Source organism: Arthrobacter sp. ISL-65 (assembly GCF_018613795.1).
Taxonomy (GTDB): domain Bacteria; phylum Actinomycetota; class Actinomycetes; order Actinomycetales; family Micrococcaceae; genus Arthrobacter.
Map to the genome: position 1 here is coordinate 69,194 of NZ_JAGGPN010000026.1, position 16,815 is coordinate 86,008.

The 16,815-nt window shown below is 64.6% G+C and carries 17 protein-coding genes and 1 pseudogene; 6 read left to right on the forward strand and 12 right to left on the reverse strand.

The window, feature by feature from the left end; genetic code table 11:
• Positions 1-7 precede the first annotated feature (7 nt).
• The 3 genes from J7I85_RS11435 to J7I85_RS11445 are packed head-to-tail and all read right to left on the reverse strand — an operon-like array spanning position 8 to position 3,619.
• Positions 8-643, reverse strand: a complete 636-nt coding sequence (locus J7I85_RS11435) for a bifunctional 4-hydroxy-2-oxoglutarate aldolase/2-dehydro-3-deoxy-phosphogluconate aldolase (RefSeq protein WP_214851873.1) — start codon at positions 641-643, stop codon at positions 8-10.
• The gene (locus tag J7I85_RS11440; RefSeq protein ID WP_214851874.1) at positions 640-2,292 is read right to left on the reverse strand and encodes an amidohydrolase family protein; all 1,653 of its coding nucleotides are present in this window, start codon (positions 2,290-2,292) and stop codon (positions 640-642) included. Before J7I85_RS11440 ends, J7I85_RS11435 begins: the two co-directional genes overlap by 4 nt.
• Positions 2,293-2,302: 10 nt before the next feature.
• Positions 2,303-3,619, reverse strand: a complete 1,317-nt coding sequence (locus J7I85_RS11445) for an alanine racemase (protein WP_214851875.1) — start codon at positions 3,617-3,619, stop codon at positions 2,303-2,305.
• 248 nt (positions 3,620-3,867) lie between these two features.
• On the opposite strand from J7I85_RS11445, the gene J7I85_RS11450 reads away from it, so the two are divergent.
• Genes J7I85_RS11450 through J7I85_RS11460 form a run of 3 tightly spaced genes read left to right on the forward strand, consistent with a single transcriptional unit; the run spans position 3,868 to position 6,042 of the window.
• Entirely contained in the window at positions 3,868-4,875 is a 1,008-nt protein-coding gene (locus J7I85_RS11450) for a sugar kinase (RefSeq protein WP_214851876.1), read from the forward strand.
• The gene (locus J7I85_RS11455; RefSeq protein ID WP_214851877.1) at positions 4,835-5,641 is read left to right on the forward strand and encodes an IclR family transcriptional regulator; all 807 of its coding nucleotides are present in this window, start codon (positions 4,835-4,837) and stop codon (positions 5,639-5,641) included. The genes J7I85_RS11450 and J7I85_RS11455 overlap by 41 nt, the downstream gene beginning before the upstream one ends.
• Complete coding sequence (locus tag J7I85_RS11460) at positions 5,638-6,042, forward strand: RidA family protein (RefSeq protein ID WP_214851878.1); 405 nt, start codon at positions 5,638-5,640, stop codon at positions 6,040-6,042. Before J7I85_RS11455 ends, J7I85_RS11460 begins: the two co-directional genes overlap by 4 nt.
• A gap of 163 nt (positions 6,043-6,205) precedes the next feature.
• On the opposite strand, the gene J7I85_RS11465 is transcribed toward J7I85_RS11460, so the two are convergent.
• The 8 genes from J7I85_RS11465 to J7I85_RS11500 all read right to left on the reverse strand — a co-directional run bounded on the left by J7I85_RS11465 (position 6,206) and on the right by J7I85_RS11500 (position 12,507).
• Positions 6,206-6,556: a rhodanese-like domain-containing protein gene (locus J7I85_RS11465; protein WP_251024257.1), complete on the reverse strand. Its 351-nt coding sequence runs from the start codon at positions 6,554-6,556 to the stop codon at positions 6,206-6,208.
• 400 nt (positions 6,557-6,956) lie between these two features.
• Positions 6,957-7,667 carry a TetR/AcrR family transcriptional regulator gene (locus J7I85_RS11470; RefSeq protein WP_374102460.1) on the reverse strand — a complete coding sequence of 237 codons (711 nt, stop codon included), beginning with the start codon at positions 7,665-7,667 and terminating at the stop codon, positions 6,957-6,959.
• Positions 7,654-8,070, reverse strand: a complete 417-nt coding sequence (locus J7I85_RS11475) for a RidA family protein (RefSeq protein ID WP_214851881.1) — start codon at positions 8,068-8,070, stop codon at positions 7,654-7,656. The genes J7I85_RS11470 and J7I85_RS11475 overlap by 14 nt, the downstream gene beginning before the upstream one ends.
• Positions 8,070-8,972 carry an ABC transporter substrate-binding protein gene (locus tag J7I85_RS11480; RefSeq protein WP_214851882.1) on the reverse strand — a complete coding sequence of 301 codons (903 nt, stop codon included), beginning with the start codon at positions 8,970-8,972 and terminating at the stop codon, positions 8,070-8,072. Before J7I85_RS11480 ends, J7I85_RS11475 begins: the two co-directional genes overlap by 1 nt.
• A 65-nt stretch (positions 8,973-9,037) precedes the next feature.
• A complete protein-coding gene (locus tag J7I85_RS11485) occupies positions 9,038-9,790 on the reverse strand; it encodes an amino acid ABC transporter ATP-binding protein (RefSeq protein ID WP_214851891.1) in 753 nt (250 codons plus the stop codon).
• An 11-nt stretch (positions 9,791-9,801) separates the two neighbouring features.
• Complete coding sequence (locus tag J7I85_RS11490) at positions 9,802-10,737, reverse strand: amino acid ABC transporter permease (protein WP_214851883.1); 936 nt, start codon at positions 10,735-10,737, stop codon at positions 9,802-9,804.
• On the reverse strand, positions 10,734-11,714 hold the full coding sequence (locus J7I85_RS11495) for a dipeptidase (protein ID WP_214851884.1): 981 nt from the start codon (positions 11,712-11,714) through the stop codon (positions 10,734-10,736). The genes J7I85_RS11490 and J7I85_RS11495 overlap by 4 nt, the downstream gene beginning before the upstream one ends.
• A 25-nt stretch (positions 11,715-11,739) precedes the next feature.
• Positions 11,740-12,507: an IclR family transcriptional regulator gene (locus J7I85_RS11500; RefSeq protein WP_214851885.1), complete on the reverse strand. Its 768-nt coding sequence runs from the start codon at positions 12,505-12,507 to the stop codon at positions 11,740-11,742.
• Positions 12,508-12,700: 193 nt separating this feature from the next.
• Here J7I85_RS11500 and J7I85_RS11505 point away from each other — a divergent pair, with 193 nt between their 5' ends.
• Together J7I85_RS11505 and J7I85_RS11510 are read left to right on the forward strand one after the other, a co-directional pair.
• Positions 12,701-14,374 carry a hypothetical protein gene (locus tag J7I85_RS11505; RefSeq protein WP_214851886.1) on the forward strand — a complete coding sequence of 558 codons (1,674 nt, stop codon included), beginning with the start codon at positions 12,701-12,703 and terminating at the stop codon, positions 14,372-14,374.
• Positions 14,375-14,377: 3 nt separating this feature from the next.
• A complete protein-coding gene (locus tag J7I85_RS11510; RefSeq protein ID WP_214851887.1) occupies positions 14,378-15,079 on the forward strand; it encodes a hypothetical protein in 702 nt (233 codons plus the stop codon).
• A 499-nt stretch (positions 15,080-15,578) separates the two neighbouring features.
• Here the strand turns inward: J7I85_RS11510 and J7I85_RS11515 are convergent, their stop codons facing one another.
• A complete protein-coding gene (locus tag J7I85_RS11515; RefSeq protein WP_214851888.1) occupies positions 15,579-16,511 on the reverse strand; it encodes a LysR family transcriptional regulator in 933 nt (310 codons plus the stop codon).
• A gap of 160 nt (positions 16,512-16,671) precedes the next feature.
• On the opposite strand from J7I85_RS11515, the pseudogene J7I85_RS25730 reads away from it, so the two are divergent.
• Positions 16,672-16,815, forward strand: a pseudogene (locus J7I85_RS25730) (aromatic ring-hydroxylating dioxygenase subunit alpha); the annotation flags it as partial.

Sequence of the window (16,815 nt, forward strand, 5' to 3'; positions counted from 1 at the left end):
GTAAGTCCTACTTGAGGGTGCCGGTGAAGGCGGCGGCACGTGCCGCGATGTCTGCCCAGTCACCGGCAGCGACTGCTGCGGGCGGGACCACGCTGGTGCCGCAGCAGACCGCGGCAGCACCGGCGTCGAGGTAGCTTTTGGCGTTGGAGGCATCGATGCCTCCCGAAGGCAGCAGCCGGATGCCCGGGTAGGGGCCCTGCAGGTCCTTCAGGTACACCGGTCCGAGCTGCCGGGCGGGGAAGATCTTTACCGCGGCGGAGCCCAGGTCGAGTGCCTCGGCCACCTCGGTGGGCGTCATGGCGCCCAGGCTGAACGGGATGCCGGCAGCCACCGCGACGGCGGCCACTTCGCGGCGGAGCCCGGGCGTCACCAGGAACTGTGCCCCCGCGTCGATGGCGGCCCGGGCCTGATCGGCGGTCATGACGGTGCCGACCCCGACGGCGGCGCCATGGTCCGCTGCCGTCTCCGCCGCGCGCTTGACGTGGGTGAGCACATCCGGCGTGGTGAACGTCAGCTCGACGCTGCGGATGCCGCCGCCGGCCAGTGCCCGGCACAGTTCGGCGGCGTCGGGGATGGACGGCGCGCGGACGACGGCGAGGGTGCGGTCCGCTTCCAGCTGGCGGACAAATTCTTCGGGTGTCATGCGGTTTCGGTACTTCCTGCTCGGGTGCGTCCGTCGGGGCTGCGGCGAAGGGCCCGGCCGGCGCGGGCGCCGGTGGGCTGCCCGCTGTCGATGGCCGGGGTGCCGTTGACGAACACGTAGTGGATGCCGGCGGCCGCCTGGCGGGGGTTTTCAAAGGTGGCTTCGTCGCGGACGGCGTCCGGGTCGAAGAGGACAAGGTCTGCTGCATAGCCTTCGCGGACCAGTCCGCGGCGGTCCAGTTTCAACCGGGCGGCGGGGCGTCCGCTGAGGTGGTGGACGGTTTCCTCGAGGGTCAGCAATCCCAGGTCGCGGCAGTAGTGCCCCAGGTAGCGGGGGAAGGTCCCCCAGGCGCGCGGGTGCGGTTTCGCGCCGACCAGGAGTCCGTCGCTGCCGCCGGTGTGCGTGCGGTGCTTCATGATGGCCTGGACGTTTTCCTCGTGGCCGACGTGCTGCAGGATCCCGGTGCCGAGGCGGTCATCGCGGAGTATCCGGGCGAAGACATCGAACGGTTCCTCGCCCGTCTCCGCAGCGATGCCCTTGATCGTCTTGCCGACGCAGTCCGCGAGCGCAGGGTTTTGGACGCCGCTGATTTCCAGGGTGTCCCATTCGGCCACCACGCCGTGGCAGCCGTCTGAGCCGTAGATCTCCACGCTTTCGCGGATCCTGGCGCGGGTGTCCGGGGTGGCCAAACGCTCCAGGGTTGCCTCGGTGCCTCCGGAGGAAGCCCAGCTGGGAAGGATGGCCGAGAGCGTGGTGGCCCCGGGCAGGTAGGGGTAGGTGTCCAGGGTGATGTCCACGCCGTCGTCGAGGGCTTCATCGATCAGGTCCAGCAGTTCGCCGGCGCGGCCCTTGTTTTCGGCGAAGTTCATGGTGGCGTGGGAGAGGTGCAGGGCGCAGCCCGTGTCCCGGCTCAGTCCGATCATCTCGGCGTAGGCAGCCAGGGCGCCCTTGCCGTAGGAGCGGTGGTGCGGCGCGTAGAAGCCGCCCAGTTCGCCGACGGTACGGCAGAGTCCGGCGAGTTCCTCGGTGCGTGCATACATTCCGGGCGTGTAAGTGAGCCCGGAGGACATCCCGACGGCGCCTTCTTCCATGGCCGTCCGGACGGCGTCCTGCATGCGCTGCTGCTGTTCGGTCGTGGGCTCTCCTTCGGCGAAACCCATCACCATGGCCCGGACGGTCCCCTGCGGAACGAGGTAGGCGGCGTTGGTGGCGATCCGGCCGCCGTCGTCCTGGCGGTCCAGCCGGTCCAGGTACTCCCCCACGGTCCGCCAGTCCCAGTCGAAGTCCGCGGGGTTGTCGTTCCAGCCGGCGATCTTCTCGCGCACCCCCGCCAGCGTGGCGTCGTCCACCGGTGCGTAGGAAAGCCCGTCCTGGCCCAGCAGTTCCGTGGTGACGCCCTGGCTGAGCTTGGCGTAGTGGTCCTTGTTGACCAGCAGCTGCAGGTCCGAATGCGCGTGCATGTCGATGAAGCCGGGGCTCAGGACCAACCCGGCGGCGTCGATGGTGCGGTCGGCGCCGGTTTCCGCTGCGGTGAGGGTTCCGGCGTCGGCGACGACGGCAATCACCGGGCCGTCGAGCAGGACGTCCGCGCTCCGGCGAGGCTCCCCCGTGCCGTCCACCAGGACGGCGTTGCTGATGAGTGTCTTCACCGCGTTCCTCCTAGAAAAACGTGTGGATGAGGTCCACGACGGTCTGGTCGTTGTCCGTGTCCGCGAGAACCGGGATGAGCGTCCACTTGTCGAAGGCGGTGCACGGGTGGGAGAGGCCCAGCCGCACCACGTCGCCCGGACGCACCGATGTGGTGCCGGCGTCGAACGTCATGAAGCAGTGCTGGTCGTTGACGGCGGTGATTTCTGCGCCGGCAAGGGGTTCCATGGGCCCGCCGAGGGCGGGCCCGATGAGCTGGGGACGCGGCAGCCCTTCGTCGACGGGCAGGTCGCGTTTACCGGCGTCGAGGATGGCAAGGCCAGGCTCGGGCTGCGAGACAACGCGCGCCCAGCCGTGCATTCCGGCTTTGAACGGGTTACCGCCGTCGCGGGAAAACGGCGAGATCCCGCGGTAGAAACCGTCGTCGTGGATGATGTACGCGCCGCTGCGGATCATCAGTTCCACGCGGGGGCTATCCTGTGAGGCGCCCTCGGAACGACTGCTGATGCATGGCGACAGGACGGACACGACGTCGTCGAAGTACGCGCTGCCACCGGCGGTCAGGATGACCGAGTCGGTGCCGTAGAGGCCCTCGGCGAGAAGTTGCTCGTGAAGCAGACGCATCTGCGCGAGGTAGCCGCGGACGGCGGCCAGGCCGGCGTCGTCCGCGGTGTGGGCCAGCGACCCCTCGTAGCCGCTGACGCCCACCAGCCGCAGGCGCGGTGAGGCGGCAACCGCGCGGGCCACGTCCAACGCTGCGTCCACGCCCCGGGCGCCGGTGCGGCCGCCGTTGGCGCCAAGCTCCACGAGGACGTCGAGGACGGAGTCGCTGTCAGCCAGGGTCCGGTTGATGACGCTGACAGTGCCGGCGGAGTCCACCCAGGAGAGGATGGGCGCCTCGGCAGTGGCGTTGGCGGCCACCCACTCGATGGCGTGCGGATCGGTGAGGCTGTTGGCGAGCTGCAGGCGCCGGACGCCGAACTCACGGGCGACGCGAAGCTGCGCGAAGTTGGCCAGCGTAATGCCCCAGGCGCCTCGGCTGAGCTGTTCGGCCCACAGCTGCGGTGCCATGGTGGTCTTGCCGTGCGGAGCGAGCAGGACGCCGTGGTCCTTGCACCAGGACGCGAGGCGGTCCGCATTGCCCTGCAGCGCGCCGGCGTCGAGGGTGAGCAGCGGGGTCTGGAGGTCCGCCAGCGGGTGCCCGGCTGCGACGAACCCGGCATGGGTGGTCCCGTTGGCGGTGGCCGGCACGGCCTTGTGCCGCCAGTCGAGCCGGCGGTCCGCCAGGGCGGCGACGGCGGTTGCCGAGATGGCTTCGGAGGTGTTCACGGGTTCATTCCCTTTCGCGGTGCTGCGTTCTTGAAGCTGCGTTGTGGGGGTGTCTTGATGGAGATTTTCTCTTGCGTTGCGTATTCTGCAACGCTGGTTGCAAACCTGCTGGTGATATGTCTAACATGGTGCAGGATTGAGAGTCAAGGCCGCGGCATGCCCGCAGAGCCACTCAATCCGCCGCGGAACGCTCCGTGCCGCGGCGTCAGAGTGCCGCTGAAAAGCGCGAGAGTGAGTGCGGGAGATCCATGCTTTCAGCTGTATGTGTTGGCGAGACGATGGCCATGCTTACCCCTGTCCAAGCCGTTCCGCTCCACGAGGCCACCGAACTCCACTGCGGAATCGGCGGTGCCGAGTCAAACGTCGCCATGGGCCTGGCCGCCATGGGCCTGGATACGCACTGGGTGGGACGCGTCGGCCGCGACGGCTTCGGCACGCGGATCCTCAACGAGCTCAGCCGCCACGGCGTCGGCGTCTCCGGCGTCGAGGTCGACGACGCGCTGCCCACCGGGCTCTACGTGAAAGTGCCTGCACAGGAACCAGGGCCCGACGGCGGCGCTTCAGTTTTGTACTACCGGCAGGGAAGCGCGGCCTCCGCCATGGGACGGGCCACGCTGGCCAGCCCCGCCGTCGCCGGCCTGCTGGAGAATGCGGCACTCATCCACCTGAGCGGTATCACGGCCGCACTCTCCCCCGATTGCCTGGAGCTGCTCGAAACCATCCTGGCCGCACCGCGGAACGGCCGGACCATCAGTTTCGACGTCAACTGGCGGGCTGCCCTCTGGGCAGGCCGGGACCGTTCGGTACTGCAGCGGCTGGCGAACCTGGCCGACATTGTGCTCGTAGGCAAGGACGAAGCCGAGCACGCCTTCGGCACCACCGACGAAGCGGAACTGCGGCGGCTCATGCCCGATCCTGAGGTGCTGGTCATCAAGAACGAGGCGATCAGCGCGATTGCACTCGACCGCAACGGCACCCGGGACGAGGTCCCCGCACTGTCCGTCGACGTCGTCGAGCCCGTTGGTGCGGGCGATTCCTTCGCCGCCGGGTACCTCAGCGGCATCCTCTTCGGCCTGGGCCCGAAGGCAAGCCTCCGCAGGGGCCACGTGGCAGCGGCCTGCACCCTCACCGTCCACGGCGACCGCGGGCCCCTCCCCGACGCCACGCAGCTCTCAACCATCCTCGAATCCACGGACGCCGGCTGGGCCGCCATCCATGTTGAAGACGGACACTTCCATACCAGGACCGGAGCGTGACACCGTGAGCCAGAGCCTCATGCGGGCCATCGACTTGCTCGCCGAACTCGCGGCCAAGCCGGCCACGCTGGACGAGCTGGCCTCCAAGGCAGCTGTGCACAAAACCACGGTGATGCGGCTGCTGCACGCCATGGAGGAGAAGCGCTTTGTGGTGCGGGACGAGGACCAGCGGTTCATGCTCGGCTCCAAACTGTTCGAACTGTCCTCGCTCGCACTGGAGCAGCGCGACATCCGCAAGGTCGCCCACGCGCACCTGGCCGATCTCAACGGCCGCACCGGGCATACCGTGCATCTGGCCGCCTTCGAAGGCAACGAGGTGGTGTACATCGATAAGTTCGAGTCGCACCACCCAGTCCGCATGTACTCGCGGATCGGCCTGACTGCATCGCTGCACTCCGCCGCAGTCTCGAAGGTCCTCCTCGCCGATATGCCGCGCAGCCGGCAGGAAAAGATCGCGGCGGGGCTGGACTACGTGAAAGTTACCGACAATACCCTGACCTCGCCGGAGGCCTTGCTGGCCGAACTGGAGCAGGTCAGGGTCCAGGGCTGGGCGCACGACAACGCCGAGCACGAAGCGTTCGTGCACTGCATCGCGGCCCCGATCCGCGACGCCAGCGGCGCCGTTGTTGCCGCAGCCTCTTGTTCGGTACCGGTAGTAATGCTCAGCTATGAAGGTTTGCTTGAGCTGCTGCCCGACCTCAAAGCCAGCACCGAGGCCATCTCCCATGACCTCGGCTGGATCAGCCACGAAAGGAACTCAGCATGAGTGAAAAGACCGTAGTACTCACCGAAAACGCCCCCGCCCCGGCGCACGTATTCTCCCAGGGCATCCAGAAGGGCGGATTCTTCCAGGTCTCCGGCCAGGGCCCCATGGACCCCGCCACCAACCAGTACATCGGCGAGGGAGACGTCCGCGTCCAGACCCGCCGCACGCTGGAAAACGTCAAGGCCATCCTAGAAGCCGGCGGTTCGTCGGTTGAAGACGTGCTGATGTTCCGCGTCTACCTCACCACCAGGGACGACTTCCCCGCCATGAACGAGGTTTACGGCGAGTTCATCCGCGAAAACGTCCCCAGCGGCCAGCTGCCCAGCCGCACCACTGTGTTCGTCGACCTGCCGCACGAAGTGATGCTCGTGGAGATCGACGCACTGGCAGTCACGGCGTAGTCCCAAGCGTTAAGGTTCGACGGCGGCACTCGGCGAGTGCCGCCGTCGTGCGTTTGTGCATGGTTGGGATGAGGGAACTCGTTCAGGACACCCAAACGGCCCCAGGACGCGCGGAGGCAGGTGTCGTCGCGCCCTTAGCTGTCCCATGGGAATATGCGCGTCGCTACGACGCGTGCGCCGTTACCAGCCCGTCGGGTTTCCCCCGGCTGACGCCGGCGATTGTCTCCACTGGTAGTCCGTTCCGGGCCCAGTATTCGATGCCGCCGATCATTTCCTTCACTGGATAGCCAAGGGCGGCGAACGCGATGGCCGCGAACGTGCTGCCGTTGCACCCAGGACCCCAGGAGTAAACCACCACGTCGGTGCCAGAGGCGATCAGTTCCGGGGCACGGGACGGGATGTCGGCGGTTGGCAGATGCACCGCACCGGGGACGTGGCCGTGCTCCCAGGACGCGCGCCTCCTGGTGTCAACGAGCACGAATCCGCCGGCCGGGAGCTTTTCGGCGACGTCCATGACGTCGATCTCGAACCTCACTTTGGCGCGGAAGTACGCCGCCGCCTCATTGTCTCCGGCTCTGCCGGCCGTGCCTTCAGTTATCACTTGTGTCCTATCCAACGGCTGTTCCAATAGCGCTGCCATGTTCGGCATCGTAGTCTCGTTCCAGCCCTCCAGACCGCGCCCCACTGTTGCCAGGTACGGGTCCTGAAAGGGAACGTTCCACACCCATCGCATAGAGCCGCGTCCGGTGCGCCCCGGTGAGCCGTGCCAGGAATCCATCGTAGTTGCCGATATGGGCTCCCAGTCTTGCCCCACGTGCCTGGGACCCGCACCGTTGCTGAAGCCAATCAGAACCACTGCCGCTTGTGTCCCGGCCCAAGTCGTCCGGATCATCGACTCCCGGCAGGTTCCAGCTCTAGGTCAGAAGTGCTTTGAGGCCCTCAAGAAGGGCTTCCACACCCAGATTGAATGCTGCATCGTGCCGTGGCTCTTCGATTTCTGCTGCCCTGGCTGCCTGCAAAGCAACGGCAAACGACGGCGAGAAACCGCCCAAACAGCCGTCGAAGACGTCTGGGGGCGCGTCGACATCGAAGGCCGCTCCAAAGACGAGAGACTCGATGGCGACAATGGACGGGACGATTTTGCTGTTTGGAATGCCTGCGGCGGCCAGGTCCGAGCTGACGGCCTCGTACATTTCCAGTGTGCGGGGCGCGTCGGCAACAGGGAGAACCGCAATCACCGGGATCAACGGTGTGTGCTTTGAGAAGACGTCCCGGTAGCTCCAGGCCCACCGACGCATGGCTTCGTCCCACGGCCCGCAACCGAATCCGGCGACATCCACCTGGGAAATGAGTCGTTCTTCCATGAGCCGGAGGACGTCCTGTTTTGACGCAACGTGGTTATAGAGCGCCGATTTTGCCACGTCCAGGTTCCTGGCCAGGGCAGCCACGGTAAGGCCTTCGTAACCCGCGGAAGTCGTCAAACTTAGTGCAGCATCGGTGATGCAGTCCCGGTGCAGGACGCGGGTAGGCGGCCGGCCCCGCCGTCGGGCCTTTGGGGGCACGACGGCGGAACGCAGCAGATCCGGCGAGGAAACCACCCCGTGAGGTGCTTTAGTCCGGGGCACTGACTGCCGCCGTCGCGGTCAGTTCCACCTTCATTCCCGCGATGCCGAGCTGGCTGACGCCCAGGGCGCAGCGGACCGGGCGGGGCGCGGGAAAGTATTCGCGGTAGAGCTCGTTGAATGCCGACCGTTGGGCAAGGTCCGTGAAGTAGATGGTCATGTGCAGGACGCGGTCCAGCCGGCTACCGGCCCGCTCCAGGGCGGCGCGTAGGTTGTCCAGCACCTGTCTGGACTGCGCCTCGATCCCGGCTGGGATGCTGCCGTCCGGGCGTGTGGGGATCTGGGTGGTCCAGACAACCCCACCGGCCGTAGCGGTGTCCGAATACAGGGCGGCCTCCGGGTCAGCCCCGGGTTCGGGGATGAAGGTGATCGCGTCCACCGGCAGCCCCAGGTCAGCTGCGGTCATCAGCTGGTGTGCGCTTTGGACTCGGTGATTTTGGCGCTGTCGAGACCCCACTTGGCGAAAATCTCGGCGTATTTTCCGCTGCTGATGAGTTTATTGAAGGCCGCCTGGAATGCTGCCGAGAGTTTGCCGTCCTTCGGCAGGGCGATGCCGCCCTCGACTGTGTGGAAGACGTTGCCGGCGGTCTTGAGTTTGCCCTTGGACTGCTGGGCTACGTAGCCGGCCACTTCCGCGCCCATCCCCGTGGCATCGGCACGTCCGCTGGTCACGGCCAGAGTTGCCTGGTCCTGCGTCTTGTAACCCTGGATCTCAACGGCGGGTTTGCCGGCAGCTGTGCACTCCTTGCCGGCGTCTTCTGCGTAGGTCATTTCGTAGGAGCCGCTCTGGAGCGCCACCGACCGTCCGCACAGATCGCTGAAGCTGTTGATTGGTGCCTTGCTGTCATCGCCGCGGACCAGGTACTGCGAGCCGCTCTGGAAGAAGGACACCATATCCACGGCTTTGGTGCGTTCCTCGGTGATCCAGAAGCCCGCGAAGCTCGCCTGGTACCGCTGGGACTGCAGGGCGGGAACAATCGCATCGAAAGCTACCGTGGTGGGCTTGACCGTGACACCCATGAGCTCGCCGGCCGCGGACCAGATCTCGGGTTCAATGCCCACCATCTTGTCGCCTTCCATGAAGTCCATGGGAGGGTAGGCCGAGTCGACGGCGATCTCGATGGTGCCGCCCTTCTTGAGTTCTTCGGGCAGCAAGGCTTGCACTTCTGCGTCGGCCTTGCCGGCAGACGTGGCCGCAGGAGCCGCGGCACCGGTGCCACAAGCGGACAGCAGGCCGATGGCCACAAGCGCTGAAGCTGCCGCCGTTGGCTTCTTCATGGCATGACGGGGCTGGGACTTGGCGTTCATGATGTTCCTTCTTGGGTGGGGGGAAATGCCGGGGACGGTCCAGCGACTTCTCTGGGGACGAGAACTCAGAGGACCTTGGAAAGGAAAGCCTGTGTACGGGGGTGCTGCGGGTTGTTCAAAACGTCGCGGGGGTTGCCGCTTTCAATGACGGTGCCGCCATCCATGAAGACCAGGGAGTTGCCCACTTCCTTGGCGAACGCCATTTCGTGCGTGACAACTGCCATGGTCATTCCTGATGCAGCGAGCTCGCGCATGACGTCCAGGACTTCACCCACCAGCTCGGGGTCGAGAGCGGAGGTGGGCTCGTCAAAGAGCATGACCTTGGGCTTCATGGCCAGTGCCCGGGCGATCGCGACGCGCTGCTGCTGTCCGCCGGAGTGCTGGCCTGGGTAGTTTCCGCTCTTGGCGTCCAGGCCTACACGCTCCAGGAGCTCCATGGCTTCGTCACGGACATCGGCCCGACGCCGGCCACGGACCTGCATCGGCGCCTCCATGATGTTTTCAAGGGCCGTCATGTGGGCGAACAGGTTGAACTTCTGAAAGACCATTCCGACGTCGGCGCGCTGCCGGCACACGTCCTTGTCTTTCATTTCGTGGAGGTTCCCGTTGCGTGCGCGGTATCCCACGAGTTCACCGTCCACGTGGATGGTGCCGGCGTCGATCTTTTCCAGGTGGTTGATGCACCGCAGCATGGTCGATTTGCCTGATCCGGAGGGCCCCACCACGCACATCACTTCGCCTGCGTTGAGCGAAAGGTTGATGCCGTTGAGGACGTGGAAATCGCCGTAGTGCTTGTGGACGTCGCTGACCTGGACCATGGGGAGGGCGTTCACCGGTTGCCTGCCTTCATTGGACGCCGAGCGTTGAACAGCTGCTTGAATTTGTTGCCCTGGCCGGAGACCTGTTGATCGCTGCGGCCGAACTTGCGTTCCAGCCGGGACTGCCCGACGGACAACACGGATGTCGCCAACAGGTACCAAAGGCTGGCTACGATCGGCAGCGGGATGGTCTGGAACGTTTGGGCGGAGATGAGGTTGACCTGGTACATCAGGTCAGCGACTGCAACCACACTGACCAGGGAGGTGCTTTTGAGCATGGTGATGGTTTCGTTGCCGGCCGGCGGGATCATGACCCGCGAAGCCTGCGGAAGTATGATGCGGCGAAGGGTCTTGGCCCTGTTCATACCCAGGGCACTGGCCGCTTCCACTTGTCCCTTGTCTACAGCGGTAATGCCGGAGCGGACGATTTCAGCCATGTACGCGGCTTCGTTGAGTACGAGGCCCAGGAGGCTGGCGATGATGGGGGTGATGATCTTGTTGGCGTCCAGGCTGGCGAACACGGGTCCACCGAAGGGGATGCCAAGGTTGATCGACGGGAACAGCACTGCGAGGTTGTACCAGAAGACGAGTTGGACCAGCAGGGGCGTTCCGCGGAAGAACCAGACGAACGCCCAGGCGGTGTAGGACGCCACGGGGTTGGACGACAACCGCATGATCGCCAGCACCACGCCCAGCGCAATGCCGAGGACCATGGCCACCACTGTGAGCCACAGAGTCAGCCATAGACCCTGCATGATGGGAGGCGCGAACAGGTAGCTGGCCACTACTCCCCATTCGAAGTTGGGGTTGGTGAAGAGGACCAGGATTCCTTGGGCCACCAGGACCAGGATGATGATTGCGGACACGATCCTGCCGGGACGCCGCAGCGGGATGACCTTGCGCGGTGCGGTGACACCCACGGGTTTAGTGGTTGATACGGTGCTCATGCCATCACCTCGCTGTACAAACGCATCCAGTTTCCGCCCATGACGGCGGACACTTCCGTCGGGTTCAACCCGCGTGCCGCCAGGCCGTCGGCGATTCCTGCGAAGGACCCCATGGACGTGAACCACAGGGGATCGTCGTCGCCGGGAGACGCAGCGGAGGCAGCGCCGTAGTTCGCTTCGCGGGTCCAACGTCCCTGCCGCATCCAGGCCAGGTCGGCGTCAGTGGTGCTGCCACCAAGGTCGGATCCGATGCCCACATGGTCAATCCCGGCGATGTCCGCCGTCTTGAGGACCATGTCGCACCAGGCATCCAGCGACTTGCTGTATTCCGGTCCTGCCAGGTTGGGGTAAAGCGCGCAGCCAATGACGCCGCCGCGTGCTGCCAGCTCCTTAATAGTGCCGTCAGCGACGTTGCGTGGGTGCGCATACAGGCTCGCGGCATTGGCGTGCGTGATCGCAACGGGCTTTGAGGATGCGGCGATTGCGTCTTTGCAGGTCCGCTCCCCCACGTGCGAAAGGTCCACTAGGATGCCGTGCTTGTTGAGTTCGCCCACAACCTCGTAGCCGAACCGGGTCAGCCCGGCGTCGCCGGGCTCGTAGCAGCTGGATCCGACGTCGTTCTGGTTGTTGTAGGTCAGCTGGAACACTCGCACGCCCAACTCGGCAAACAGCCGCACAAAGCGGATGCGGCCTTGTAACGGGGACGTGTTCTGGAATCCCAGCAGGACGGCGGTGCGGTTTTCGGCCCGCAGCCTGCGAATATCTTCGGCATTCAGCGCGATACCCGCCACGTCACTGTTTTCTTCGATAAGTTCACGCCAGGTTGCGATCGAATCCAAGGACTCGACGGCGTCATCCCAAAAACCGCAGGTGACCGTGATGCAGTCGACCTGCCCGGACCGGATGGTCCGCAAGGTCTCGGATGTGAAGCTGCCGCTTTCCATCCCGTCGACGTAAATAATGTCGGGTGTTTTCATGGTCTGGTAGTTCCTCTGGGTTGTACTAATTGGCTGGATGCCACAGCGCATGGAGGTTGTCGGCGCCGGCTTGAAGCCTGCGTGCCACATCCTCGATATCCAGGCGCTCTTCGGGTCCAAGGACGCCGAGTGCGGCAACGCAGTAGCCGCGATCGTCCATCAACGGGACAGCAACGGCCGTGATCATGTCTTCGTCATCGGGCTCGCGTGCCGAAACGGCATATCCGTTGCGGCGAACGCGGGCGAGTTCGGTCTGGGTAGGAAGTTTTGCGCCGGCCGCCTTGAGTTCATCGACGACGGCGGGATCGGCGAACGCCATCAGCACCCGTCCCGAGGCACTGTCGTCCAAAGCCCAGCTCATTTCTGCGCTGATGTCCGCCCGAATGCGACGGCGCGGCTCCATCCGCTCAACGATGTGGGCGGCGTCGCCGTCGAGAACCGCGAGGAAGGTTGACTCCCTGGTGCTTTCCGTCAGTTGCCGCATAAGCGGCAGGACCCGCTCACCAATGCTGGACTGTTCCATGGCCGCCCTGCCTACACGGCTGGCCCGCATGGAGAGCCGGTAGGAACCATCGTCCAGCTGTTCGAGCCAGCCGGCGTTCACAAAGGTGACGAGGTGTTGGTGCAGAGTCGCCCTCGACCAGCCCAGCTGACGGGACAACGTGGGTGGCTTGACGGGGCGCCGGTGCTCCGCGATTGCTTCAAGCAGGCCCAGGGCCCGGCTGGCTGAGCTCAACGTCCGGGTCGCGGACTTCTGAGCGGACGATTCTTCGAGTGCTGATGTCTTTTCCATTTGTCAGGAGCATACGTGTGCTGCAACACAGATACAAGACACAACTTTCCATAACGCCGCCATTAGCCAAAAACCGCCATACCGCTGGATTTCATGTATGTGTATGCTGAACGCTGTCACGCATGCGTAGACATACGTTCTGAATCTCCCCCACATATCGGGGCATGCCACCTAGCCATTGAATGGAGCAGGAATGATGCAATTGAGGGATCCGGGAGTCGTCATGACGCCCGATGCGTTGGGTGCGCTGCAGCCCACGCGCTTCAGCGCCAGCCGAACGCTGGTCAACAAGATGGTCCAGGAACGGTGGGTTATCTCAAGGGCAGAGTTCGAGATTGACGCCTACGGCCAAGGGAACGCCCGCTACCATGTGGCAGTCAACGATGACTGGTCCTTTGAGTTCGTAGTTTTCTCCAACGCGCCCGAGGAAGGCGTGGAACGCACTGACAGAATCATCGGCAGTCACTGGGACATGATGGGCGCCCTCATTGAAGGCGCCGCCGGTGGTGAGCGTATCGAGCAGACCAAACGCGAACTTCCCAAGCTGTATGGCGGTCGCGCCGCTCCAGGAACGCTGATCTGGTGCCGTGCCAACCGCAGCATGCGTGCCTTTGACCTCACTGTTGAATCCCTGTCCCGCGGAGAGCAGCCTCCCGCACGCGTGCTTGGCGCCGTCTGCTACCTCATGCGCAACACCGGCCTGGACGGCAACGGCACTTTCGGAACGCGTTCTTTCGCCGCCTACGAGTCCGAGCATCCCCTGCGGACCCCGTACCACGCGCAAATGCTGACGTCTTACCTCATGCGCGAGTTCAGCCTGGACCTCGCCGAACACATGGCCGCAGCCGTTGATCCCAACGCCGCGCAGCTGAGCCACGAATTCCGGCGCTTCCTGGGCCTGGGCAACGCCTCAGGGCTAGGCCTCGTACTGTTCGCCAAGAACCACCCACGCATGGTGGACCGCTGGATCTCGCTGCGCGAATCGAGCCTCGCCGAAGCGCGGGACCTTGTCCTGGCCGCAGACGCTCCGGAACTGGATCGCCTGGACGCCCTGCTTGAACGGGCAATCAACTACAAAGCCCAGGATCGGATGCGCTACACCTACCAGCCCGCAGCTGCTCTCGTCAGTGGAGAACTCGCCGAGCTCCGCTCCCGGCTGGCTTCCATGCGCGTCTCTGCCATTGAACCCGGGTCATTGCTCGACTCCCTCTACCGGGCATCGGCTGCCCTGACATCCGAAACGCAGGAAATCCTCTGCGCCATGCTTCTGGAATTACTGCCCATGCCGGACGACATGTCCAGCCTCGTCACCGTGGACGAGCACGCCACTGCGGACCCCGCAACGCCGGTGTCCGAACTGTTGAACATCATCGCCGAGGACTACGGCTGGGCCACGGACGTGGACCTGGACGAGCCCTCTGCCCTCCACTTTGCTTGGTACAAATCCGCAAACGCTGAAGAGCCCCGCCGCGGTCCACTCAAAGATTTGCCGGACGCTTTCGACGACATGACATTGGACCTCCCCCAGAAACTTCAGCAACTGGTGCCTCTGCTCCGCGATTCGGATCCTGACCGGACCACCGGCTCCGTAGTCAGGCAGCACCCTGAATTCCGAGCCACCGTGGAACGATTGCTTGCCTTGCGGGACACCGGTTATCACACCGTCTGGGCCAACACCCGGGACGAGCACTTCAATCCGGCTCACATCATCCGGCTCTTCAACAGCGCCTTCTACGGCTTGGACAAGACCAAGGAGGACGGGCCCGTTGGGGTGGTGGGCGTCCTGTTCCACGGCGCCCCAACACCTGCAGACATTGCCAGCGGAACCGGCCAGGACTGGCTGTTCCCGACCGAACCCGAGGACTAAACCATGAGTGACTCCAAACTGACACCGCCGCCCGGAAAAGCCTCAATGTCGGTCCGCGAATGCCGGCTGATCCTGGAACGCCTCCTTGTGGCCTCAGGCGCCTTGCCCGGGGAAGTGCCTGCTGCGCGTGATGCACTGCTGGCCGCCGAGGTCCACGGCCTCGGTTTGCTGCAATTGATCCACAAACATCCCCTTACTCTCCCCAGCCAACCGGTCCGTTACGACGAAACCGGGCCCGCCGTCGTCGTTGACGGCTCGGGCCGCCTGTCCGCGCTTCTGATTCCGGCACTGAGGGACATCATCCTTGAGCGAGGCACGGTGGATATTTCGGTCCTGAACGTCACCTCGCCGGAGTTGCTTCAGGCGCTGGACTCCGTTCCCGAACTCGACCCAAGCCGCATTCAGGTGACGGTACAGTCGCCCGGCACTGTCACGGTGCGCGCAGCTCCCGCCAACGACGCAGAGACTGCGTCGCGTCTCGCAGCGCGGTCCCAGCGCATCACAGACGCCCACCTCAACGGGCTTCCCGTGCCGGGCGTCGTCTGGCTCGAGCTCTACCAGCGCTCCAACGCGGCGCTGCTGGGCGAGTCAGCCGAAACCCGCAGCCACGCCGGCTACCAGGACCTGGACGAGACCGGACGGATTGTGAAGCAAATGGACGACGACGTCGACGTCGAGTTCGCCCTGCAACAGATGGTGAACTGAACTTGCGGCTTCGCCCCGATCGACGGATGGGGCGAAGCCCCATCTCCCATAGCAGCCAACTATGCCGGCACATCTAATCCCAGGGGACACACCACACGAAGACTTGACGTTTACGGTAGACGGAGGCCCGGCGCCGGAAGATCGGACAAGGAGCCACCCTGGACTCGGGACCTCCTGCTCGCTGCGCCCACCACCTTCTTTCTGGCCGACGTGTTTTACGTTCAGCGTCGCAACTTGTGATACGGGTTCTTATCGGCTCGTGGGCGTTCGGCGTCTCACCATTCCGTCATGCAGTTGGCCAGCAGGGCTGGCAATAAACAGATATGAAAGACCCAGGCAGCAGGTACCTCACTTCCGGACTTCGCGGTAAAAATTTCACAGCGGCATGTAGCAGACGCCGCAGCTAGCCATGAACAGGTACCAAAGCACACACCATCAACCCCGAGGAGGAAAAGAGGCAGCCGGCCACAAATCGGCAACGAATCGCGACCGTGCGACTTCAGAGATCGTCTTCGGGTCGGGCGGCGAGGATCCGATTGGCGCTGACCTGCAGGATGCCGAGCGACTCCTGGATCAGGGGCGATGCGATGCTGCCCCTGCGCACCGCAGCGACAATACGGCGCGCGGGCTTCCCCTTGCCGGTGATCCGCAGTCGAACCACGTTTTCGGCACTGCGCAGGGGGGCCAGTCGCGGCAGCAGGCCCACGCCCAGCCCGGCACCAACGAAGGCGATCTGGGTTTCCCATTCAACGGCCTCATGGGCGATGCGCGGTGTCACCCCGACTGCCGTGAATGCAGCGGTGAAGAGGGAATGGTAGGTGGAACCGGCGGTCTCGGTGATCCAGGGTTCCGATGCCAGCTCTTCAAGCGTCGCTGTTTCCCGTGATGCCAGCGGATGGTCGGCGGGAATGATCACGTCCAGGGGATCGTCGAGCAGGACGGTCTGCTCGAAGCGCGGATCATCCTCGGCAGAGGTGTCGGACTGCATGGCGACGATGACCGCGAGGTCGATTCGCTCGGCAACCAACAAGTCGAAGCAGCGGGCCGGGTCGGCCTCGAGTACCTGCACCTCCAGCAGGGGGCGTGTTGAGCGCAGGGTGGCGGCCAGCGGCGCGAGTAACTGGGCGGCCGCAGTGGAGAATCCGCCGAGGCCAAAATGGGACTGCACCTGGTCGCCGGCTTCCATGGCAGCGGCGCGCAGGCTCTCCCAGTCGGCAATGAGGGTGTCCGCGCCCGCCACCAGAAAGCGGCCCGTGGCGGTCAGCCGCACACCCCGGCCGTCCTTCGTCAGCAGCTGCATCCCAAGCACGCGCTGGAGCTCCCGCAATTGCGCGGAGACGGCAGAGGGAGAATAACCTGTGAGCTCCGCGGTTGCGCCTATGGTGCCGCACCGGGCAAAGACCCGAAGTGTGATGAGCCGTGGATCGATCATGCACCTATTGTGCACGGTTATTTTCTAAATGTTGCGCTTTTGTTGCAGTTCAATCGTCCCTAATCTCATGACTACAAGGTTTTCGACAACGCCGCTTGCACCCACGCACCCGTGGTTGCCACGAATCGCTCACTTGCCCACGCCTCCCGGGAAGAAACAGATGTCTGCTCCAGTCTTGCCCCTCAACACACGCGGAAAACTCGCTTCATCATTGCCTGCCGAGCAGCTGGCAGAAATAACCGAGTTGTTCGATCTCCGGCGCACCGGCTACTCCCTCGATGCCCCCTTCTACACCGATCCGACG